Here is a 19,793-nt window from a genome sequence, read left to right on the forward strand (position 1 = left end):
GAGGTTCTCCTACCGGCGGGTCTTTGCAGTGCGGGCCTCAAAGCGGCGCGCCAGCAAGCTCAATGGGATTGTAATGACCAAGTACATGGCACCTGCAACCACAAGCGGCGTGATACCTGCACCGAGGCTCGAGATGCCGTCGCGGCCAAACTTGGTGAGTTCGTACTGGGAAGCCAAGAGACCCAACACGTAGACCAACGATGAATCCTTGGTCAGCAGGATGACTTCGTTAGTCAGCGGTGGCAAAACGATGCGGAAAGCCTGCGGAATGATGATGGACACCATGGCGCGCCAGCCCGGCATGCCGAGGGAACGGGCGGCTTCGTACTGACCCTTCGGGACAGCCTGAAGGCCTGCGCGCAACGTCTCAGCGATGTAGGCGGACGCCACGAGGCCAAGAGAAAGCATGACCACGAGCGGAACCGGCCAGTTCGTGCCTGGGAAGGCTGCAGGGACGCCAAGTCCCAAGGTGATGAAGACCAGAAGGGCTGGGATACCGCGGAAGAACTCAATGTATCCGGTCGCGAACCAACGGTATGGAGCGAAGGATGCCATCTTCATGAGCGCCAGCAGGAGACCGCCGGAGAGGCCGAAAGCAAAACCGAGAACGGTGTAAATGATGGTGTTCTTCAGGCCAACGATGATGAGGTTCGGGAACATCGGCCCGATCTTCTCGAAGTTGAAGAAGGATTTGAAAATGACTGGCCAGTCGATGGAAAAGATGAGGACGGCAAGGATGACAACAAACAGTGCCAGCTGAACAAGTTGACTTGTCCGTGCACGTTGCCGGGCGGTCATGGCCATGGCTAAGAGGCCTTCCTAATGGGATGCAATGCGAAAGAAGGGTAAGGAAACGTTACATGCAAATGCGTCCGACGAGTAGATCTGAAGCAGATACCGTCGACGGACGCATTTGCGTGCATTTATTCGGTCCGAGACTCGGACGCTAATTACTTAGAAGAGGAAGCAGAAGCTGCCGGAGTGCCGAGTCCGTACTTCTCCTTGAACTTGTCCAAGTCTCCGCTGTCTTCGATGCGCTTGAGCGTCTTGTTCACAGCGTCGAGGAGTGCAGTGTTGCCCTTCTTGACGGCGATGCCGAGCTTTTCGCCGGTTGGGAAGTTCGCGACGTTCTTGATGTCGGTGGAATCCTTAAAGCCATAGTTGAGGACGGAGATATTGCCGATGACCGCGTCAACCTGGCCGTTCTTCAACGCTTCAACCTGGAGGCCGCCGTCTTCGAACTGCATGGACTCAATGCCATTTTGCTTGGCGTAGGACTCTCCGGTGGTTGCACCTTGAACGCCGATCTTCTTGCCCTTGGCGGTCTCAAGGCTCGTGATGCCGGAGCCGTCCTTGGCGAACAATGCGAGGTCGTCATCGAGGTAAGGGTTGGAGAAATCCATGACCTGCTTGCGAGCATCCGTGATGGAGAGCGAAGAGATCGAGACGTCGCACTTTGCAAGGGCGAGACCAGACTGGATGGACTCGAAGGAGTCGTCAATAACGCTTACTTCTGCGCCGAGATCCTTAGCGATCTCTGCAGCTACGTCCATGTCGTATCCAACGGTCTTGTCACCCTCGAGGTACTCGAACGGTGCGTAAGGTACGTCGGAGCAAACGGTGAGCTTGCCAGCGTTGATCAGGGAGACGCTGGAAGAAGCGCCGGATGCTGCGGAAGAGCTAGACGGGGTGCTCGAAGATGCGCCACCACAAGCCGTGAGGGCGAGTGCTGCAGTCGCGGCGACGGCGAGCACTTTGAGTGACTGGGACGTGCGAGTCATGAATGGTTCCTTTTTCGTAGGGTGAGGGAACAGTCCGGTTCTCAGGGAACTAAGTGGATAGTCTAACTGAGTGTTACGTCATATTATGAGCGTAGTTTTCACACTTTTAGAACGACGACGCAGCTAGCGTTAGGAAATTTCGTCAGAGACTAAGGGCCTGCTTCATGGGACGCATCTTTGCCCATGACTCTGCAAGCTCAGATTCTGGGTCCGAAGCTCCTACGATGCCGCACCCGGCGAAGAGACGGATTCGGTGCTCAGATTCAACGATTCCGCCGCGAAGTGCGATGCCGAATTCACCGTTTCCGTGAGAATCAATCCACCCCACAGGACCGGCGTACCGGCCACGGTCCATGCCTTCGAGCCGCAGAATCTCTTGTGCTGCCCTGACAGTAGGCGTTCCACATACCGCTGCTGTGGGGTGCAAAATCTCCGCGAGATCCAGTGCACTGGGTGGATTCTCGGCCGGCATGATGGCGGTGACGTCAGATGCCAAGTGCCAGACGTTAGGAAGTTCCAACACAAACGGCTCGGCATGAGCGTCCATATGGGTGACGTAGGGGCGCAACTGCGTGGTCAGCGAATCGATCGCGAGCTGATGTTCGTGGCGCTGCTTCTCGTTATCCGTGAGCGCGCGCTTAGCGTAGTCAGGATCGCTTCCGGGCGCCAACTTGCGGTCCAGCGTGCCGGCCAGAACACGAGCGCGGGCCGTACCGTTGATGACCTGGATGAGCATTTCGGGAGTGGCGCCGATGAGGCCCCGCATCGAGTACGTCCAGCAATCGCGGTAGCGAAGTGACAATTCTTTCAGCACACGGGCGATCTGAACGGGCTGAGCCAGCTCTGCCACGGCGTCGCGGGCGAGGACCAGCTTGGTCAGCTCTCCGCTCTCAATAAGTTCAATGCCGCTCGTGATGGCCGCCTTGTACTGCTCATCGTTGACCTGGCCCACCGTGAGGCGGTCTTCAGCGGGAAGCGGATCGACATCGGGAAAACCGAGATGTCCGGGCGCAGAATCCTCTTGCAGCTCGGCGAGGCGAGAGCGTGCGAGGTGGTAGAGATCAGTTTCAGATTCAGCAGGCACATCTTCGCTACGAATCCAGAACAGCTGAGCTTCGCCGCCCACCTTGCGGATGACCATCTCCGGAACCACAAGCCGGGACTCGTGTTCGCTCGCGCTACTAAAAGCAACGGCAACAAACGCGAAGAGTTCAGCCTCAGGAGCGGCGGCGTCGAGCAACTCGCGCCAACGAGTCCGCAACACTTCGAAGCGGTGCTCTCCGGTCGCGGAGACTGAGAAGGCCTCTCCAAAGCCGACCATTCCTTCGGAATGCCGCAACCAGACCAATGCAGAATCGGTGGTCAGAAAGTCGTCGAGAGGAACGTGCGCAGCTGGCGCGAAATCGAAGCTCAAACTGTGGAGCCTAAGCGCCGGCGCGAGGGGAGCGGGCGCTGAAGAGCCCTGAAAGCCTGTGGACATGGTGACTCAAGATTACTCGCAACTGAAGTGAGACGGCGATTTCGCGTGGCGTCGTGCGTATCACGACACGTTGTGCTCAGGGAAGCGGATTCGCTCGGTTTGCAAAGGACTGGGAGAATAGACGGGTGAATCGCGCAACTCTCGAAAAACGCCCCGACGAAGTCCAGAGCATGTTTGACGACGTGGCAGCTCGCTACGACATCACTAATGACATCTTGTCGATGGGCCAAACCCGCCGTTGGCGCAAGATCGTCGTTGAAGCCGTAGGCGCCAAGCGTGGCGAGCGCGTGCTCGACCTCGCCGCAGGCACCGGCACTTCTTCTGAGCCATACGCCGACGCTGGTGTCGACGTTGTGGCCTGTGACTTCTCCACCGGCATGCTCGAGGTCGGCAAGAAGCGCCGCCCGGACATCGAGTTCGTTGCTGGCGACGCCATGAACCTGCCTTTTGCTGACGAAAGCTTTGACGCCGTTACCATCAGCTTCGGCCTGCGTAACATCCAGGACCCTCGCGTTGCTCTTCAGGAGATGTACCGCGTGACGAAGCCGGGCGGCCGCTTGGTGATCGCCGAGTTCTCTCACCCCACCTTCGCCCCGTGGCGCACCGTATACACGGAGTACTTGATGCTCGCGCTTCCAGCGATGGCCACCAAGGTGTCTTCGAACCCCACCGCATACCAGTACTTGGCTGAATCCATCCGTGCTTGGCCTAACCAGGACGGCCTCGCCGCATGGCTTGATCGCGCCGGCTGGCAGAACGTACAGTACCGCAACCTTGCCGGTGGAATTGTTGCCGTGCACCGTGGCATCAAGAAGTAGCAAAGGGTCTTTGTGTCTGTAGTTATTGTGGGTGCAGGTCCCGCTGGCTCCACCGCTGCCTACTATTTGGCGCGCGCCGGCGTGGACGTGACGGTCCTTGAAAAGACCCGCTTTCCTCGTGAGAAGGTCTGCGGCGACGCGTTGACCCCTCGCGCGGTTCGCGAAGTCCAGCGCATCGGTCTGCCTCATGAGGAATCGGCCGGATGGCGTCGCGTCAAGGGACTGCGGCTCGTTGCTGGCGGAAACTCCATGGAGCTTCCGTGGCCTGAACTCACCGACTTCCCGGACTACGGACTCATCCGCACCCGCTTGGGCTTCGACGAAGCGCTGGCCCGTCACGCACAATCCGCAGGCGCCACGATTCTTGAGGGCCACGCCGTCACGGACACCATCACGGACGAAAGCGGACGTGTCACCGGTGTCCGCGTCAATATTCTTGATGAAGCCGGACGTAAGTCGGGAGAGACGCTCGAGGTGAGCGGCGACGTCGTACTGGCAGCCGATGGCAACTCCAGCCGCTCCGCTATTAGCCGCGGCTTCGAGAAGCGCGATGACCGTCCCATGGGCGTCGCTTACCGCACGTACTACCGCTCGCCGCGCCATCTGGATGACTGGATGGAAGGCTGGCTGGAACTTCCGGGCAAGAACGGCGATCCGCTACCTGGCTACGGCTGGGTATTCGGCGTTGGCGATGGCACGTCCAACGTGGGCCTCGGCATCCTGAACTCCTCGAAGGAATTCGGCAAGATCGATTACCGTCAGGTCCTCAAAGAATGGACCGCGGGCATGCCTGAAGAGTGGGGATTCACGGAGGAAAACCAGCAGGGCCGCATTCTTGGTGCCGCGCTGCCCATGGCTTTCAACCGCACCCCGCACTACTCTCCAGGATTCATGCTGCTCGGCGACGCCGGTGGAATGGTCTCGCCGTTCAACGGTGAAGGCATCTCTTACGCGATGGAGTCCGGCCGGATGGCTGCACAGGCCGTCCTCGATGCTTTCAAAGCCACCACGGCTGACTCGAAAGAGGCTGCCTTGGCACGTTACGCGGACACCATTCGCGACGAGTGGGGATCCCACTTCACGCAAGGCCGACTCTTCGCTCAAGTCATTGGCAATCCACAGATCATGCGCTTGTCCTTGAAGCTGGGAATGTCCAGCCAGGTGCTCATGAATATGGTGGTGCGGCTGCTCGCGAATCTCTCCGATGAAGCCCCTCGAACAATTGAAGATAGAGTTATCCATGTTCTGGAGCGGTTGACCCCTGCCACGAACAACCAAAACTCTGCCCGATCCCTGAGCAATAACACCCTGAACGCACGTCGCCCGTTGGACCTCGTGCGCGCTCTATCCACCAACAGTAGGTCTGATAAATCGTGACTCAATCCCACAACACTTGGACCACTGCGGGACACGGCGTTCCTGAATCCATGGAATTGGATGCGGAAACCCGTGCGCTCGCAGCGCTCGTCAATTTGCCGCCGGGATTTGCGGAGATTGCCGATGACCCCACGCTGGGTCCGGCCGTGTTCACGGGCATGGCGCGCGTGGAAAAGATGCTGCGAGATGCCATTGCAAACTCTGATCCGTTCGTCGATCAGACCAGCCGTCACTTGGTGGAGGCTGGCGGCAAGCGCGTGCGTCCGTTGTTGGTGTTGTTGAGCTCGCTGTTGAGCGGCAACGAGGTCATCAGCGATGACGTGGTTAAGGCTGCCGCGATGGTGGAGCTCACCCACTTGGCAACGCTTTATCACGATGACGTGATGGATTCGGCGCCGCTGCGCCGCGGTGCTCCTACCGCTCACGAAGTGTGGGGCAACTCTGTTGCCATCCTGACCGGCGACCTGATCTTCGCGCGCGCCTCGATCCTGGCAGCTTCCCTCGGCCCAGCAGCCGTGGAATTGCAGGCTCGTACGTTCGAGCGCCTCTGCTTGGGACAGCTTCACGAATCCGTGGGACCGCGCCCTGAGGACAACGCTCTTGAGCACTACTTGAGCGTCATTTCAGACAAGACCGCTTCCCTGCTGGCCGCTGCCGGCGAGTTTGGCGCTCGCTTCGGCGGCTCCAACGATGCCGACACCAGCGTGCTCAACGAGTACGGCGAAAAGGTGGGCGTTGCCTTCCAGCTCGCCGACGACGTCATCGATGTCACCGGCGCCAAGGTGAAGTCCGGCAAGACGCCGGGCACGGATCTGCGCGAGCGCGTTCCTACCTTGCCAGTGCTGATCTTGCGCCGCATGTCCGCCGATGGCGATGCTTCCGCAAGCGCGGTTCTGGAGCTTGTTGATGGCGACTTGACCTCGGACGAGCAGCTTGCTGCCGCCGTCGACGCTGTTGCGAATCACCCGGCTACGAACGAAGCCTGGGCCGTTGCGCGCCAGTGGGCCGACGAGGCTCGCGCCGCACTTGCACCGCTGGCCGATGGCCCGGTCAAGCGTTCGCTCTTGGACTTCGCCGACGCCGTGGTCTCTCGCGAGCAGTAGTAACTGCATCGGCGCTGACTAGCTAGTTTGTTAGTCAGCGCGTGGATTGCGGCGGTACGCTGACACGCTCGGCTCGCCGTCGAGCCAAAACCGCCACGGCCAATCCGCGGCTTGGGACACGCCTACCCGCGGCCCGCTCGCAATTCTTGAGTACGACGGCGCAGCTTGCGGACGTTCCAACCTCACGATTGCGGGCATTTGCTTGAGCTCATAGCCGTAGTGGCTGTCCGTCAGCGCTAGAGCTTGGGTGAGGTTTCCTGGGCCGCGCGCCAATTGTTCGTCTTTGAGCGCGACTTTGCGGGGCACTAGCTGTTTGCGGGGAACGGTCTCGCGACGCTGATGAGCTAACTCGAGTCCTTCCACCACTTTCCCGGCCCGAAGAAGCACACCGCCTGAAGCACCCGGCGCATGGCTCACGATGTTGCACGCCCAATGATTGCCGTACGAACGGTAAATGTAGAGCACTCCCGTGGGACCGAACATCGCTTGAGTGCGGGCGGTCAGACCACGGAAGGCGTGGGAGGCTGGGTCTGTTTCGCCTTCATATGCTTCGGTTTCCGTGATTTCCACGGTCACCGTGCCTTCGGCCGTCTCGTGGCTCAATCGCCAGCCCAACAACTGCGGCGCTACCAACGAAGCCCGGTTGTTGAGGAAGTCCAGCTCGCTCAAGGTAGGGGAGCTGGCTGAGCCGCTCGTTGAATCTGAGCCGCCCGAATTGTCACGCAAGGTCACGGCGTGAGGCGAGCTGCGTCGTCGTACTCATCAAGCTGAGCCAATGCGGCACGCAACTCTTCCGCCTTCTGGGCGCGCACCTCAACCGGCACGCGGTGCCGCAGCTGCTTGTAGAGGTCATCGCCGAAATACCGTGGAAAAACGTGCATGTGGTAGTGCCACACGTGCTGATTTCCCGCGGGTTCATTGTGCTGGCGGACGCTGGTGCCATCCGGATTCCACGCGATTTTCATCGCGAGCGTCATGCGGCGAGACAGCACCATGGCGGCTGCCGCGGTGTCATCGTCGAGGTCGTAGAGCGACTCAAGATGCTTGGTGGGGATGATCATGACGTGGCCGCCGTGATTGCCAAAACCGTCGCAGGCCATGATGGCCGCGACTTTGTCATCGGCGTAAATGAAGTCCGTGAGCGCGCAGAGGTTATCCGGGGATTCGATCTTGCCCGCGAGCAACTCGCAAAACGGGCACACGTATCCTTCGGGTGCGTGGGATTGCCAGAGTGCGCTCATGAGGAAACCTCGTGCTTAGCCCTGAGACTCAGGCTGGTCCTCGAGTTCTGGCTCGAGCTCTTCGAAGACCCACGAGTACATGTCCAGCATGTATTCGCTGAAGGTGCCGTCTTCGCTCATCCAGCGACCCGTAGCGTTATTGCGGCGGTGCACCAGGGGATCCGGGACGCTCAACTGATCTTCGCGGATGCCCCAGACAAACTTTTCTTCTTCGTCTTCCATGAAGAGGAGGTAGCCGTCTTCGATCTCGAACTCGTCTGGCTCCCACACGAAGTAGTAAGCCTCCATGAGGTCTTCCACGCCGCCAACGCTCAAGTAGAACTCGCGCACTGCTTGAGGCAGGATCGCGGCGGGACGGCCCAGCGAGTCCTGGACCATTTCTTCGAGCTCGTCCTCGCTCAACCCATCCTCGGGCTGCCACTTGTCATCGAGGTACTCAGGTACGAGGGAACGGAACTTATCCAGAAACATGTCGGCCATGAATCGATCTTATCGGGATATGAGCCGGCGTTTGCGCGCTAGTTGTCCTGATCAGGGCGGAAACGTGGTGCTTTGTTGCGGGGGGTTGCATCGAAAGCGCCAGTGTGCGGCATGTCAGCGCGGGTACGCGGCAAACGAATGCGCGGGCGGGACCAACCGCGAACCGCCAACGGCGCGCTCCAGCCGAAGCGAAGTGCCAACATGCGCAGGACAAAGACGACGATCGCGGTGATGGTTGCCGTCAAAAGGTTGAACCAGCCCGTCATCATCAGAAGGACCGTGGTGCCCGATCCCAAAAAGGCCGGAACCGCGTAGAGATCTCGAGGGTTGAAGAGGCTCGGTGTTTCATTTGCGGTGATGTCGCGGAGGAGACCGCCGCCGCAAGACGTCGCGACACCCAAGAGGACAGCGACGATCGGCTGAATCCCGGCTGCGAGAGCCGTGAGTGTACCCGTGATGCAAAACAGGGCGAGTCCGCCGGCGTCGAAGAGCGAGATGAAATAGCGCAGCTTCTGGATGTGCGTCGAGAGCAAATACACAGCGATGGTCGCAAGGAACGGCGGCAAGAGGTAGGCGGTGTTCACGAAGGAGTTCGGGACGCCCTGATCAATGATCAGATCGCGAATGATGCCGCCGCCGAGACCCGTCATGTAGGCGAGGGCGAGGGAGCCGATGATGTCGAAGCCCTTCCGCGCCGCGAGCAGCGAGCCGGACACGGCGAAGAAGAAGATGCCGCACAAGTCGCCCACGAGCAAAAGCGTGTTCACGAGAGCTCCCTTGCTTCGAGGGCCAGCCACAGCTGCACGCGGTCCTGCATATTGGCGGGGGAGTAGCCGGTCAGATCGGCGACTCGTTGCAAGCGGTAGCGCACTGTATTGCGGTGAATGCCGAGCTCGCGGGCGACCTGCCCAATTTCACCGGAACTGTGGAGGAAACGGCGGAGAGTTTCGATGAGCTCGCCGTTTTGCTGGCTGTCCGCAAATTCGAGAGGTTCCAGGATTTCGCGCGCAAGGTCCATGAGCGGAACGTCTTTGGCTGTGAGCAGCAGCGACGTCAGGGACAAGCGGCTGGGCTCGTTGATGGGGAGCATCGAGCGCAGCGACTCGCGGGCTTCGTAATAGCTCAAGCGCAATCCACTGGCGTCCGGGTAGGTGCGGCCAAATCCGATCGTGAACTCTGATGCCGTGTTTTTGAAGAGTCTCGCGACCTGTTGCGCGACTGCTCGCGGCTCGCTGCGGGACGGTGAACCGTCTGCTGGAACTATCACGGCGAGGCGATCATCCAAGATGGCCGTGGTGATGCGATCCGACAGGGTGGGCAACGGCATTTCGGCGAGTGGCGCAAGTCCCTGGTCTGATTGGACCAGCACTACGGAGTGCTCTTGCATGGCGTCCAGACCAATGGATTGCATGCGTAGGGAGGCGTCGTGGCCGTGAAGTCCGCCGTGGATGATGTCATCGAGGACCTGACCGGCCGCGATGCGCGAAGTGCGGCGCAACCGGGCTTGGTTGGAGAGTTCAAGGCCCAAGAGGCTTTGAGCGTAGGGCACCAGATCGCGTGACGTTAGCGGCTCGCGGATGAAGAGAGATGCCCGGTCTCTAAGGCCGGAAGCGATCGGCCAGTCCGACCAACCGGACTGCGCCGATTGAGCAGGGTTGCCGGTCCCCACTGAACTGTCATCAGAATCCTGCGTTTCAGAAAGCTCGCGGTCAATGGCCGTGGAGGCCAAGCTCGACGCGCCGAGTTCAATTCCGTACTGCTCCACTCGGGCAGCGCCGCCAACGTATTTTTCGAGGACATCGAGGAGAGCGTTGATGCCGCCACCACGCAAGAGCGCGGCGGAAAGTTTTTGGTGGCCCGTCAAGAGCTGCTGAATGCCGGCGACGTGATCTGCTGCCAGGTCCTCGGCCATGAGGCGGGAAATGGCTGCGAAAGCCGTTTCATACGGCACTTCAAACAGCGGCAGTCTTACCTCCGCAGCAGCGCTGCGTAGCGCGGCGGGAACGTCGTTGTGGCCAAGTCCCACGCCGAAACCCAGCGCTGCGGCCGCGCCGCGGTGGGCACTCAAAACGAAATTGCGCTGCAAAGCTGTGGTGCGAAGACGGGTTCCCGTGGTGAGGAGTACTTCACCACCTGTGAGGAACTCGGCGGGATCCAACTGCTCCGTGACGGCAGCCCAAGCAAGGCGAATGGTGGCGGGATCAGCCCCGTCCAACGTCGGCACCAAAGTGAGGCCGAGGTCCGGGACAGCCAGCAACTGTGCGAGGGTCAAGGCCATGTCTTCATCCTATTTTGAGAACTGCTAGCGGAAGAATCTTTTAAAATCATCCTCAAAAGCTTGGAGTTCGCCTAGTGGGATTCTAGTGTTGTGGGCATGACTACAGCTTCGAGCGGTTCAACACCTGTTCGTCGCGAGACATTTAACTCTCGACGACTCTTTATCTTCTCAGCCATTGGCTCTGCCGTGGGTCTTGGAAACATCTGGCGCTTCCCCTATGTCGCTTATGAAAATGGTGGCGGCGCCTTCCTTATTCCTTACCTGTGCGCGCTGCTCACTGCCGGAATCCCATTGCTCTTCTTCGACTACGCCATCGGCCACAAATTCCGTGGCTCGGCTCCATTGGCTTTCCGTCGCCTGGCCCGACCAGCAGAGACGCTGGGTTGGTGGCAAGTGCTGGTCTGCTTCGTGATCGCTGTGTATTACGCAGTCATCATTGCGTGGTCCTCGATGTACACGATCTTCTCCTTCACGAAGGCGTGGGGAGACGATCCTGAGAAGTTCTTTATGGGAGACTTCCTCAAGCGTTCCGATGACGTCACCGTTTCTATGGACTTTGTGCCCGGCATCGTGATCCCGTTGATCATCGTGTGGCTCGTAACGATCGGCATCATGGTTGCAGGCGTCGGTAAGGGTATTGCGCGTGCAAACGCCATCTTCTTGCCGTTGCTGGTTGTCATGTTCGTCATCCTTGTGGTTCAGTCGCTCTTCTTGCCAGGCGCAGTTGACGGCCTCAACGCGTTCTTCACCCCAAGCTGGGAGGCCCTTGGCAACCCTGCTGTGTGGGCTGCGGCTTACGGACACATCTTCTTCTCGCTGTCTGTTGGCTTCGGCATCATGGTGACCTACTCGTCCTACCTCAAGCGCAAGACGGACCTCACCGGCTCCGGCCTCGTGGTTGGTTTCGCGAACTCAGCATTTGAAATCTTGGCCGGTATCGGTGTCTTCGCGGCGATCGGCTTCATGGCTCACGCATCCGGCACCGCCGTCGCAGATCAGGCAACGGGCGGTATTGGCCTCGCCTTCATCGCCTTCCCGGCGATCGTCTCCGAGGCTCCAGCCGGTCAGCTCATCGGCGTTTTGTTCTTCGGCTCGCTGGTCTTCGCCGGTATCACCTCGCTCATCTCCATCTTGGAAGTGATCGTGGCGGCCGTTCAGGACAAGCTCGGTGCAGGTCGTACCTTCGCCACAATGGTGGTTACAATTCCAATGGCCATCATCTCCATTGTGCTGTTCCCAACCACCACGGGCCTCTACGTGTTGGACACCGTAGACGCATTCGTGAACCAGTTTGGCATTGTGGCTGGCGCACTCGTCGCAGTCATCGTGGTGCTGTGGATCTACCGCAAGCTTCCTGCGTTGCGTGATCACGTCAACCGCATCTCGAGCTTCAAGCTCGGTGGCTTCTGGTACGTGCTCGCTGGCGTCGTATCGCCAATCGTTCTCGCCTACATGCTCATCACCGAAGTGATTGCCAAGTCCTCCGAGTCTTACTCGGGATACCCGGCATGGTTCAACGGAGTGTTTGGATGGGGCATGTCAGCGGCACTGATCGTTTTCGCCGTCCTGCTGTCCTTCATTCCATGGTCCGCAAATTCGAAGCTCAATAACGACCCTGAGTTTGACGCGATTCGCGACTCTGAGGACGCTGACGCGAGCGCCTACACGAAAGGAGGCCAGCGATGACTAGCACCGCCATCATTATGTTGATCGTGGCAATTCTCACCGTCTGGGGAGGACTGGCACTGTCGATGCTGAATCTCAGCCGCCATCCGGAGGATGAAGAAGTGGACGTGCTCCCAACCACGCACGCCCCAGAACTCTAAAAAGTTCGCCCGCCGTCACGAGCCAGCCGATTCTGGCAGGCTCAGGCTAGGGACATAAAACGCCCCACGTTTCATAGTGCCGATGCACCATGAAACGTGGGGCGTTTTGTCTTCATGAACATTATGCCGAGCAGTTCAGAGTCTTAGGATCGGAGCTAATCGTTCACGCGGAACCGCTTCCACGTCACTTTCCGTTTTGCTAGTGACCGTCCGCGTGGTTGTTATCAACAAGAAAAGGAATGCTCATGGCAAACGCTACGGCCGAATTCCGCATTGAACAGCAGCGCAAGCTGACTGGCGCTTTCCCCGGACCAAAGTCCCAAGAACTTGCTGCACGTCGCTCTCAGGTAATTTCCGCGGGCGTCTCTTCCACTCTTCCGGTCTACGTTGAAGACGCTGACGGCGGCATCATTCTTGATGTTGACGGCAACCAGATCATCGACATGGGCGCCGGCATCGCCGTGACCACCGTGGGCGCATCGCACCCGAAGGTTGCCGCAGCCGTTGCTGCACAGACGCAGCGCTTCAACCACACCTGCTTCATGATCACGCCTTACGAAGGCTACGTAGAGCTTGCAGAGAAGATCATCAAGCTTTCCCCAGGCGATCACGAGAAGCGCGTTGCGTTCTTCAACTCCGGATCCGAAGCCGTTGAGAACGCCGTCAAGGTTGCCCGTTTGGCTACCGGCCGCAGCGCCGTCGTCGCTTTCGATCACGCCTACCACGGCCGCACCAACCTCACCATGGGTTTGACCGCCAAGGCTGCTCCTTACAAGAAGGGCATGGGCCCAACGGCACCGGAAATCTACCGCATGCCAATGTCCTACCCATTCCGTGAGGAAAACCCGAACATCTCGGGCAAGGAAGCTGCAGAGCGCGCCATCCTGAGCATGGAGAAGCAGATCGGTGGCGACGAGATCGCAGCCATCGTGATCGAGCCAATCCAGGGCGAAGGCGGCTTCATCGTTCCTGCTGAGGGCTTCTTGCCTCGAATCGCCGAATGGGCGAAGGAAAAGGGCATTGTCTTTGTTGCTGACGAAGTTCAGTCCGGCTTCTGCCGCACGGGCGCTTGGTTCGCTTCCGAGCACGAAGGCGTTGTTCCAGACATCATGACCATGGCTAAGGGCATCGCCGGCGGTCTTCCGCTTTCGGGCATCGTGGGCCGCGCGGATCTTTTGGACGCTGTGCACCCAGGTGGCCTCGGCGGCACCTACGGCGGTAACCCAGTTGCCGTTGCTGCTGCGTTGGCAACCCTTGAGGTGATGGAAGAAGAGGGCCTCAGCGAGCGCGCTCGTGTCATCGAGAAGAAGTTCTTCGATGCACTTCTCCCACTCCAGAAGGAAGTTCAGACCATCGGTGACGTTCGCGGACGCGGCGCCATGTTGGCTATCGAATTCGTCAAGGCTGGCGGCAAGGAACCAGACGCTGATCTCACCAAGAAGATCGCAGCTGACTGCTTGGCTGAAGGCGTTCTCATCCTCACTTGTGGCACGTTCGGAAACGTCATCCGTTTGCTTCCGCCACTTGTGATGACGGATGCACTGGTTGACGACGCTCTTAGCGTTTTGACCGACGTAATCCGGAAGAATTCCTAACTGAATCAACGGTCAGGATCACAATAGCGATCCAGACCAATGCAAAACCCCACCATCGCTCCGGCGGCATCTCTTCGTGGAACAGCCAAATGGCTGTCACGAATTGAAGCGCCGGAGCGATGTACTGCATGGACCCAATCACGCTGAGCGGCAAGCGCTGCGCGGCGTACCCGAAGAACAGCAATGGGACGGCCGTGATGATGCCAGAGGCCATGAGCAACAAGAAGTGGCCCGGACCCTCAGTGTTGAAAGTTGACTGACCGCTCGCGGCTAGGAAAATCAAGTACGCCACCGAAAATGGAACCAAAGCCATGGTCTCCACGGTGAGCCCGGTCGTCGTCGTAATGGAATGCCCCAAGCGGTTCTTGACGAGGCCGTAGAGCCCAAATGAAAATGCCAGCACGAGCGAAATGATCGGCAGGGAGCCGTAGCCCACGGTCAGGACCACCACGGCGAGAATTCCGAATCCCACGGCGATCCACTGCAGCGGCCGTAAGCGCTCCTTGAGGAAGACAACGCCCAAGAAAGTGGATACCAGCGGGTTGATGAAGTAGCCCAGCGCCGCGGAAACTGTCTGACCATTGAGCACTGAGAACGTGTAAACCAGCCAGTTGGTAGCGATCAGGCACGCGGCCAGCGCCAGTAGAAGAATGCTTCGCTTCGTGCTGAGAACCCGCTTGAACGTGCCCCATTCTTTGAGTGCGAACACCAAGATGAGGCAGAAAATCAGCGACCACACAATCCGGCTCGCCACAATTTCTAGCGGCGTAGCAGGCGCCAGCAACGCGAAATACAGCGGGAGTAAACCCCACAAGAAATAGGCGCCGAGGCCCGCGAGGGCGCCGCCGGCTTCAGACTGTGGTGCGGGAGTGGGATTGGCTTTCGTCACTAGTCAATACTGTCGCTTAAGTACGACGACGCAACTTGGGTTGAGCGGCAAATCTTTGATTTGCGTGGGCCGTTAGAATAGTAAGTTGGTGCCCGGCGTATCGAGCTGGGCGAAACCTGACGTGGGCAGCCTCAAAATGGCGCCATTGTGCTCGAAAGGAATTCTGTGTCCTCGACGACTGAAACCTCGCCTCTTCGCGTTGCCATTATTGGAGCAGGCCCGGCGGGTGTTTATGCAGCGGACATCCTGACGAAAGCTGATCGGGAATTCGATGTCAGCATTGATTTGTTTGACGCTTACCCGGCCCCTTACGGACTGATCCGTTATGGCGTGGCCCCCGATCACCCACGCATCAAGGGCATTGTGACCGCCTTGCACAAGGTGCTGGACCGCGGGGACATCCGCTTCTTGGGCAATGTCACCTTTGGCCGCGACATCACCCTTGAGGACCTCAAGAAGCATTACCACGCCGTGATCTTCGCGACCGGCGCCATCAAGGATGCTCCAATGAACATTCCGGGCATTGAGCTCGAAGGTTCCTACGGTGCAGCCGATTTTGTGTCTTGGTACGACGGCCAGCCAGATGTGCCGCGCGAGTGGCCGCTGGACGCTCAGCAGATTGCCGTGATTGGTAACGGTAACGTGGCGCTCGACGTTGCTCGCGTGCTGTCCAAGCATGCCGATGACCTGTTGGTCACCGAAATCCCAGACAACGTGTACCAGGGCTTGAAGAACAGCCCGGTCACCGACGTTCACGTCTTTGGCCGCCGCGGACCCGCGCAGATCAAGTTCACGCCTCTCGAGTTGCGCGAACTGTCCCACTCTCGCGATGTGGACATTGTGTTGTACCCGGAGGACTTCGAGTTCGATGAAGCCTCTGACGAAGCCATCAAGACCAACAACCAGGTCAAGACCATGGTCAACACGTTGACCAACTGGATTGTGGAAGATCAGGACACGGGCGCATCCCGCCGTTTGCACTTGCACTTCTTGCACAACCCCATCGAGATCCTCGGTGAAGACGGCAAGGTTGTTGGCATGAAGTTCGAGCGCCAAGAGCTGGACGGCACCGGCAACGTGCGCGGCACCGGCGAAATCATCGAGTACCCGATTCAGGCCGTGTACCGCGCCATTGGCTATTTCGGTTCCGAGCTTGACGGCGTGCCGTTCGACGAGCGCCGCGGCGTCATCACCAACGTGGGCGGCCGCGTGGTTGATGCTGATCAGCAGCACTTGCCAGGCCTCTACACCACGGGTTGGATCAAGCGCGGCCCGGTTGGCCTCATTGGCCACACCAAGGGCGATGCTCTCGAGACCATTGGGAACTTGCTGGAAGATTCGGCCTCGTTGCCAACGCCGGAAGCACCTTCCGAGGAATCTGTCATTGAACTTCTCGAGGAACGCAACATCGAATTCACCACGTGGGAGGGCTGGAACAAGCTCGATGCCTACGAGCGTGAGCTCGGTGCGAAGGCCACGGCGAGCGGCCCGGTTGCTCGCGAGCGCGTCAAGGTAGTTCCTCGCGAAGAGATGGTTTCCATCTCGCGCGCCAAGTAAATCCGCCGTGGCACGGCTCCTCGCTGACCTCACACCTCTCAAGGTTTCTCCGGCGTACCGCCGACTGTGGATAGGAAATTCCCTGTCAGCAGTCGGAATGCAGGTCACCATGATTGCGGTGAGCTTGGAGATTTACGAGCTCACGAAGTCCAGCTTTTACGTGGGCCTCGTGGGACTCTTCGGCCTCGTGCCGTTGGTCATCACGGGTCTCTATGGAGGCTCGATTGCCGATGCCTATGACCGCCGCAAGGTAGCGCTCTTTTCGTCTCTTGCGCTGTGGATCGTCACGTGCGGCATTGCTCTGCAAGCGTGGATGGGGCTGCGCAATGTATGGATCATTCTGATTCTGATTGCGCTGCACTCTGCCGCATCGGGCATCAATCAGCCCACACGCGGTGCCATCATTCCCGCGCTCGTGGGACACAAGCTGTTGCCGGCCGCAAACTCGCTGAACATGGTGACCTTTGGCGTGGCCATGATGGTGGGGCCGCTGGTCGGCGGTCTTCTTGTGGCAGGCGTGGGCTATGCATGGACCTACACGCTGGATGTCGTGACGTTCTTGGCTGCGCTCTATTCGGTGTACCGATTGCCCTCGCTGCCGCCAGAGCGGAACGAGGACGGCACGGCTCGACAAGCGGGTCTAAGTTCCGTCATTGATGGCTTCAAGTTTTTGGGGACGCATCCCAACGTCCGCATGACGTTCTTGATCGACTTGGCCTCCATGGTCCTCGCGTCCCCGCGCGCGCTCTTGCCCGCGATCGGTGCTGTGCTCCTTGGCGGAGGCGGAACCACGGTCGGCATTTTGCTGGGCGCAGTTGCCCTCGGAACGCTCCTCACTGGATTGTTCTCCGGCCCGCTGAGCATCATTCATCATCAAGGCAAAGCCGTGTACTTCTCCGTCTCCGGCTGGGCAGTGTCCATGGTCGGTTTCGGCGTTGTGGTGTTGTGGGCCATGCGCGAGCACGGGGGACCGTTGCCGCTCAACGCACCCATGACGGGCTTTGTGTGGGTGGCCGCGTTCTTCATGCTGACCGCGGGAATCGCCGACTCCATCAGCGCCGTCTTTCGCAACACGATTCTCCAATCTGCGGCACCGGATCACATGCGCGGCCGTTTGCAAGGCGTGTTCGTGGTGGTGGTTGCCGGTGGACCGAGACTCGGAGACATGCTCGCGGGCGGCGTTGCGAGCGTTGCCGGCGAAGGTTGGACCCTGGTGATCGGTGGAATTGTGAGCGCCACCGCGGCCGCTGCCTTGATGCTGTGGCAACCAGGATTCATGCGCTACGACTCACGAAACCCAAAGCCCTGAGCGGAACAAGAAGTGCGCGCAAGACGTTGAAACTACACTGGATCTCGTAAACCAGTTTTGTGGTTTGAGTGGCTAGCCATCAGGTGGAAGGAACATCATGCATTCGCATAACAACGGACTCAAGACTGCCGGTTTGTTAGGCGGTCTTTTCGCAATTCTGCTCTCGATCGGCGCCCTCATTGCGTCGTCCACCCAAAGCGCTGCCTACATCTGGATCTTTGCTTTGATTGGCCTTGCCACCACAGCGTATGGCTACTGGAACTCGGACAAGCTGGCCATCCGCGCCATGCGTGCGTACCCAGTTACGGAACAGCAACAGCCGGAGATGTACCGCATTGTTCGGGAACTATCTCAGACCGCCGGACAGCCGATGCCAGCTCTTTACGTTTCTCCGACCACGGCACCCAACGCCTTCGCAACCGGTCGCGATCCTCAGCACGCGGCAGTCTGCTGCACCGAGGGCATCTTGGAGATCCTGAACGAGCGCGAGTTGCGGGGCGTTTTGGGCCATGAACTCATGCACGTCTACAACCGTGACATCCTGACGTCTTCCGTGGCCGCGGCCATCGCTGGCGTGATCACCTCGATCGCCCAGTTCCTGATGTTCTTTGGTGCTGGAGATCGCCGGAACCAGAATCCCATTGCGATGATCGCCATTGCCTTGCTGGCTCCGATCGCTGCTTCCGTGATTCAGATGTCGATTAGCCGCACGCGCGAATACGACGCCGATGAAGACGGCTCGCGTTTGACGAATGATCCACTGGCTTTGGCCTCAGCGCTTCGAAAGCTTGAGATGGGCGTCGCGGCGCGGCCACTCCAAGAAGATCAGCGGATCGTCAATGCTTCCCACATGATGATCGCTAACCCTTTCCGTAACGGTGGTGTGCAGAAACTCTTTGCAACACACCCTCCAATGGACGCTCGAATTGCGCGACTCGAAGCAATGGCTGGCCGCCGGCTCGACGGCTAGTATTTGCAAAAACCGCTGCTGAGTTGGGATTTCTTAGTAGCGCGAAGTGACTCCAAAGTTACCGCCCGGTATGTGACGCAAGTGACATGCCGGGCGGACTTGTGTCAAGAGGTAGGTCAGCCTAACCTTTGATAAGCAAGACTTTGCTTGCGTAATTGATTAACCACGACGGACCTTGTTGCCCGCCATGGCGAAATGGAAAGCACTTCAATGACCGGTAACTTTTTAATTGGCCTCCGCGAGGGACTGGAAGCAACACTGGTAGTAGTGCTCTTGCTGGCATACCTCAAGAAGACCAACCGCTCTGAACTGAACAAGCGCGTCTGGATAGGCGTTGCCGCAGCCGCTCTTGTTTCCTTGGGCTTCGGGGCGCTCTTGACCTTCGGCCCTAGAGGCTTGACGTTCGAGGCGCAAGAAATCATCGGTGGCACGCTCTCCATCATCGCCGTGGGCTTCGTGACGTGGATGGTCTTCTGGATGGCTAAAGCCGCTCGCGGCCTGGGCACAGAGCTTCGCGCAAAGGTGGACGGAGCTGCGGCAGCAGGAACCGCCGGCATCATCGCTGTGGCAGCACTTGCAGTTGGTCGCGAAGGTCTTGAAACCGCACTATTCTTGTGGGCAGCAGCCCGCGCAACCGGCGAGTCGTGGGAACCGATTGTCGGAGCAGGGCTAGGGCTTGTGACCGCAGCCGTGCTGGGTGTCCTCATCCACAAGGGCATCTTGGCCATCAAGCTGGGCCCCTTCTTCGCTTGGACCGGCGCCTTGCTCATTGTGATTGCAGGCGGCGTGCTCGCATACGGCATCCATGACCTCCAAGAAGGCGGCATCTTCCCAGGCCTGAACAGCTTTGCCTTCGACGTCACCGCAATTATTCCTCCCGCAAGCTGGTACGGCGTGCTCCTCAAAGGCATCTTCAACTTCTCGCCACAGACCACGTGGTTGCAAGCCATCGCTTGGGTCGCCTATGTGATTCCCGTCGTCGTGCTATATTTCCGCCGCCTCAAGGGTAGCTCCGCGCAGCCTTCTGACGCAGTGAAGAGCAGCCAAACCACCAACCAATCGGCAGTGGCCCACGCGAACTAAGCGGCG

19 protein-coding genes are annotated in these 19,793 nt (G+C 59.2%); 10 read left to right on the forward strand and 9 right to left on the reverse strand.

The genetic code is table 11. The features are described 5' to 3' along the window. Window positions 1-9: 9 nt before the first annotated feature. From BKA12_RS00235 to BKA12_RS00245, 3 genes are all read right to left on the reverse strand, one after another. On the reverse strand, window positions 10-804 hold the full coding sequence (locus tag BKA12_RS00235; protein WP_183639757.1) for an amino acid ABC transporter permease: 795 nt from the start codon (window positions 802-804) through the stop codon (window positions 10-12). A 146-nt stretch (window positions 805-950) separates the two neighbouring features. Further along, window positions 951-1,781: an ABC transporter substrate-binding protein gene (locus BKA12_RS00240; protein WP_183639759.1), complete on the reverse strand. Its 831-nt coding sequence runs from the start codon at window positions 1,779-1,781 to the stop codon at window positions 951-953. Between the two features lie 142 nt (window positions 1,782-1,923). After that, window positions 1,924-3,195, reverse strand: coding sequence for an isochorismate synthase (locus BKA12_RS00245; protein WP_246361575.1), 1,272 nt, complete (start codon window positions 3,193-3,195; stop codon window positions 1,924-1,926). A 191-nt stretch (window positions 3,196-3,386) separates the two neighbouring features. Between BKA12_RS00245 and BKA12_RS00250 the strand changes: the two genes are divergently transcribed. From BKA12_RS00250 to BKA12_RS00260, 3 genes are read left to right on the forward strand one after another with little or no spacing between them, the layout of a single operon-like run. Beyond that, complete coding sequence (locus BKA12_RS00250; RefSeq protein ID WP_183639762.1) at window positions 3,387-4,079, forward strand: demethylmenaquinone methyltransferase; 693 nt, start codon at window positions 3,387-3,389, stop codon at window positions 4,077-4,079. A gap of 12 nt (window positions 4,080-4,091) precedes the next feature. After that, window positions 4,092-5,456 carry a geranylgeranyl reductase family protein gene (locus BKA12_RS00255; protein ID WP_183639764.1) on the forward strand — a complete coding sequence of 455 codons (1,365 nt, stop codon included), beginning with the start codon at window positions 4,092-4,094 and terminating at the stop codon, window positions 5,454-5,456. Continuing rightward, window positions 5,450-6,559 (forward strand): polyprenyl synthetase family protein, encoded by a 1,110-nt coding sequence (locus tag BKA12_RS00260; protein WP_183644284.1) that lies wholly within the window; start codon window positions 5,450-5,452, stop codon window positions 6,557-6,559. The genes BKA12_RS00255 and BKA12_RS00260 overlap by 7 nt, the downstream gene beginning before the upstream one ends. A gap of 30 nt (window positions 6,560-6,589) precedes the next feature. On the opposite strand, the gene BKA12_RS00265 is transcribed toward BKA12_RS00260, so the two are convergent. From BKA12_RS00265 to BKA12_RS00285, 5 genes are read right to left on the reverse strand one after another with little or no spacing between them, the layout of a single operon-like run. After that, complete coding sequence (locus tag BKA12_RS00265; protein WP_246361576.1) at window positions 6,590-7,285, reverse strand: DNA-3-methyladenine glycosylase; 696 nt, start codon at window positions 7,283-7,285, stop codon at window positions 6,590-6,592. Between the two features lie 2 nt (window positions 7,286-7,287). Then, on the reverse strand, window positions 7,288-7,800 hold the full coding sequence (locus BKA12_RS00270; RefSeq protein WP_183639766.1) for an HIT family protein: 513 nt from the start codon (window positions 7,798-7,800) through the stop codon (window positions 7,288-7,290). A gap of 15 nt (window positions 7,801-7,815) precedes the next feature. Further along, window positions 7,816-8,280 carry an SMI1/KNR4 family protein gene (locus tag BKA12_RS00275; RefSeq protein ID WP_183639768.1) on the reverse strand — a complete coding sequence of 155 codons (465 nt, stop codon included), beginning with the start codon at window positions 8,278-8,280 and terminating at the stop codon, window positions 7,816-7,818. A 38-nt stretch (window positions 8,281-8,318) separates the two neighbouring features. Then, window positions 8,319-9,047, reverse strand: a complete 729-nt coding sequence (locus BKA12_RS00280; protein WP_183639770.1) for a TRIC cation channel family protein — start codon at window positions 9,045-9,047, stop codon at window positions 8,319-8,321. After that, window positions 9,044-10,558, reverse strand: a complete 1,515-nt coding sequence (locus tag BKA12_RS00285; RefSeq protein ID WP_183639772.1) for a helix-turn-helix domain-containing protein — start codon at window positions 10,556-10,558, stop codon at window positions 9,044-9,046. The genes BKA12_RS00280 and BKA12_RS00285 overlap by 4 nt, the downstream gene beginning before the upstream one ends. Before the next feature lie 96 nt (window positions 10,559-10,654). Here BKA12_RS00285 and BKA12_RS00290 point away from each other — a divergent pair, with 96 nt between their 5' ends. From BKA12_RS00290 to gabT, 3 genes are all read left to right on the forward strand, one after another. Then, a complete protein-coding gene (locus tag BKA12_RS00290; RefSeq protein ID WP_183639774.1) occupies window positions 10,655-12,244 on the forward strand; it encodes a sodium-dependent transporter in 1,590 nt (529 codons plus the stop codon). Next, window positions 12,241-12,384, forward strand: coding sequence for a methionine/alanine import family NSS transporter small subunit (locus tag BKA12_RS00295; RefSeq protein WP_183639775.1), 144 nt, complete (start codon window positions 12,241-12,243; stop codon window positions 12,382-12,384). Before BKA12_RS00290 ends, BKA12_RS00295 begins: the two co-directional genes overlap by 4 nt. Window positions 12,385-12,629: 245 nt before the next feature. After that, window positions 12,630-13,979 carry a 4-aminobutyrate--2-oxoglutarate transaminase gene (gabT, locus tag BKA12_RS00300; RefSeq protein WP_246361577.1) on the forward strand — a complete coding sequence of 450 codons (1,350 nt, stop codon included), beginning with the start codon at window positions 12,630-12,632 and terminating at the stop codon, window positions 13,977-13,979. On the opposite strand, the gene rarD is transcribed toward gabT, so the two are convergent. Further along, window positions 13,942-14,868, reverse strand: coding sequence for an EamA family transporter RarD (rarD, locus tag BKA12_RS00305; RefSeq protein WP_183639780.1), 927 nt, complete (start codon window positions 14,866-14,868; stop codon window positions 13,942-13,944). The two genes, gabT and rarD, sit on opposite strands and share 38 nt — an antisense overlap. A 165-nt stretch (window positions 14,869-15,033) precedes the next feature. On the opposite strand from rarD, the gene BKA12_RS00310 reads away from it, so the two are divergent. From BKA12_RS00310 to efeU, 4 genes are all read left to right on the forward strand, one after another. Beyond that, on the forward strand, window positions 15,034-16,425 hold the full coding sequence (locus BKA12_RS00310; RefSeq protein ID WP_271395443.1) for an FAD-dependent oxidoreductase: 1,392 nt from the start codon (window positions 15,034-15,036) through the stop codon (window positions 16,423-16,425). 7 nt (window positions 16,426-16,432) lie between these two features. Then, window positions 16,433-17,734: an MFS transporter gene (locus BKA12_RS00315; RefSeq protein WP_183639784.1), complete on the forward strand. Its 1,302-nt coding sequence runs from the start codon at window positions 16,433-16,435 to the stop codon at window positions 17,732-17,734. A 97-nt stretch (window positions 17,735-17,831) separates the two neighbouring features. Then, the gene (htpX, locus tag BKA12_RS00320) at window positions 17,832-18,704 is read left to right on the forward strand and encodes a zinc metalloprotease HtpX (protein ID WP_183639785.1); all 873 of its coding nucleotides are present in this window, start codon (window positions 17,832-17,834) and stop codon (window positions 18,702-18,704) included. A 210-nt stretch (window positions 18,705-18,914) separates the two neighbouring features. After that, the gene (efeU, locus tag BKA12_RS00325) at window positions 18,915-19,787 is read left to right on the forward strand and encodes an iron uptake transporter permease EfeU (RefSeq protein WP_183644290.1); all 873 of its coding nucleotides are present in this window, start codon (window positions 18,915-18,917) and stop codon (window positions 19,785-19,787) included. Window positions 19,788-19,793: the final 6 nt, after the last annotated feature.

Origin of the sequence: Neomicrococcus lactis (genome assembly GCF_014200305.1) — a bacterium.
Classification (GTDB): Bacteria; Actinomycetota; Actinomycetes; order Actinomycetales; family Micrococcaceae; genus Neomicrococcus; species Neomicrococcus lactis.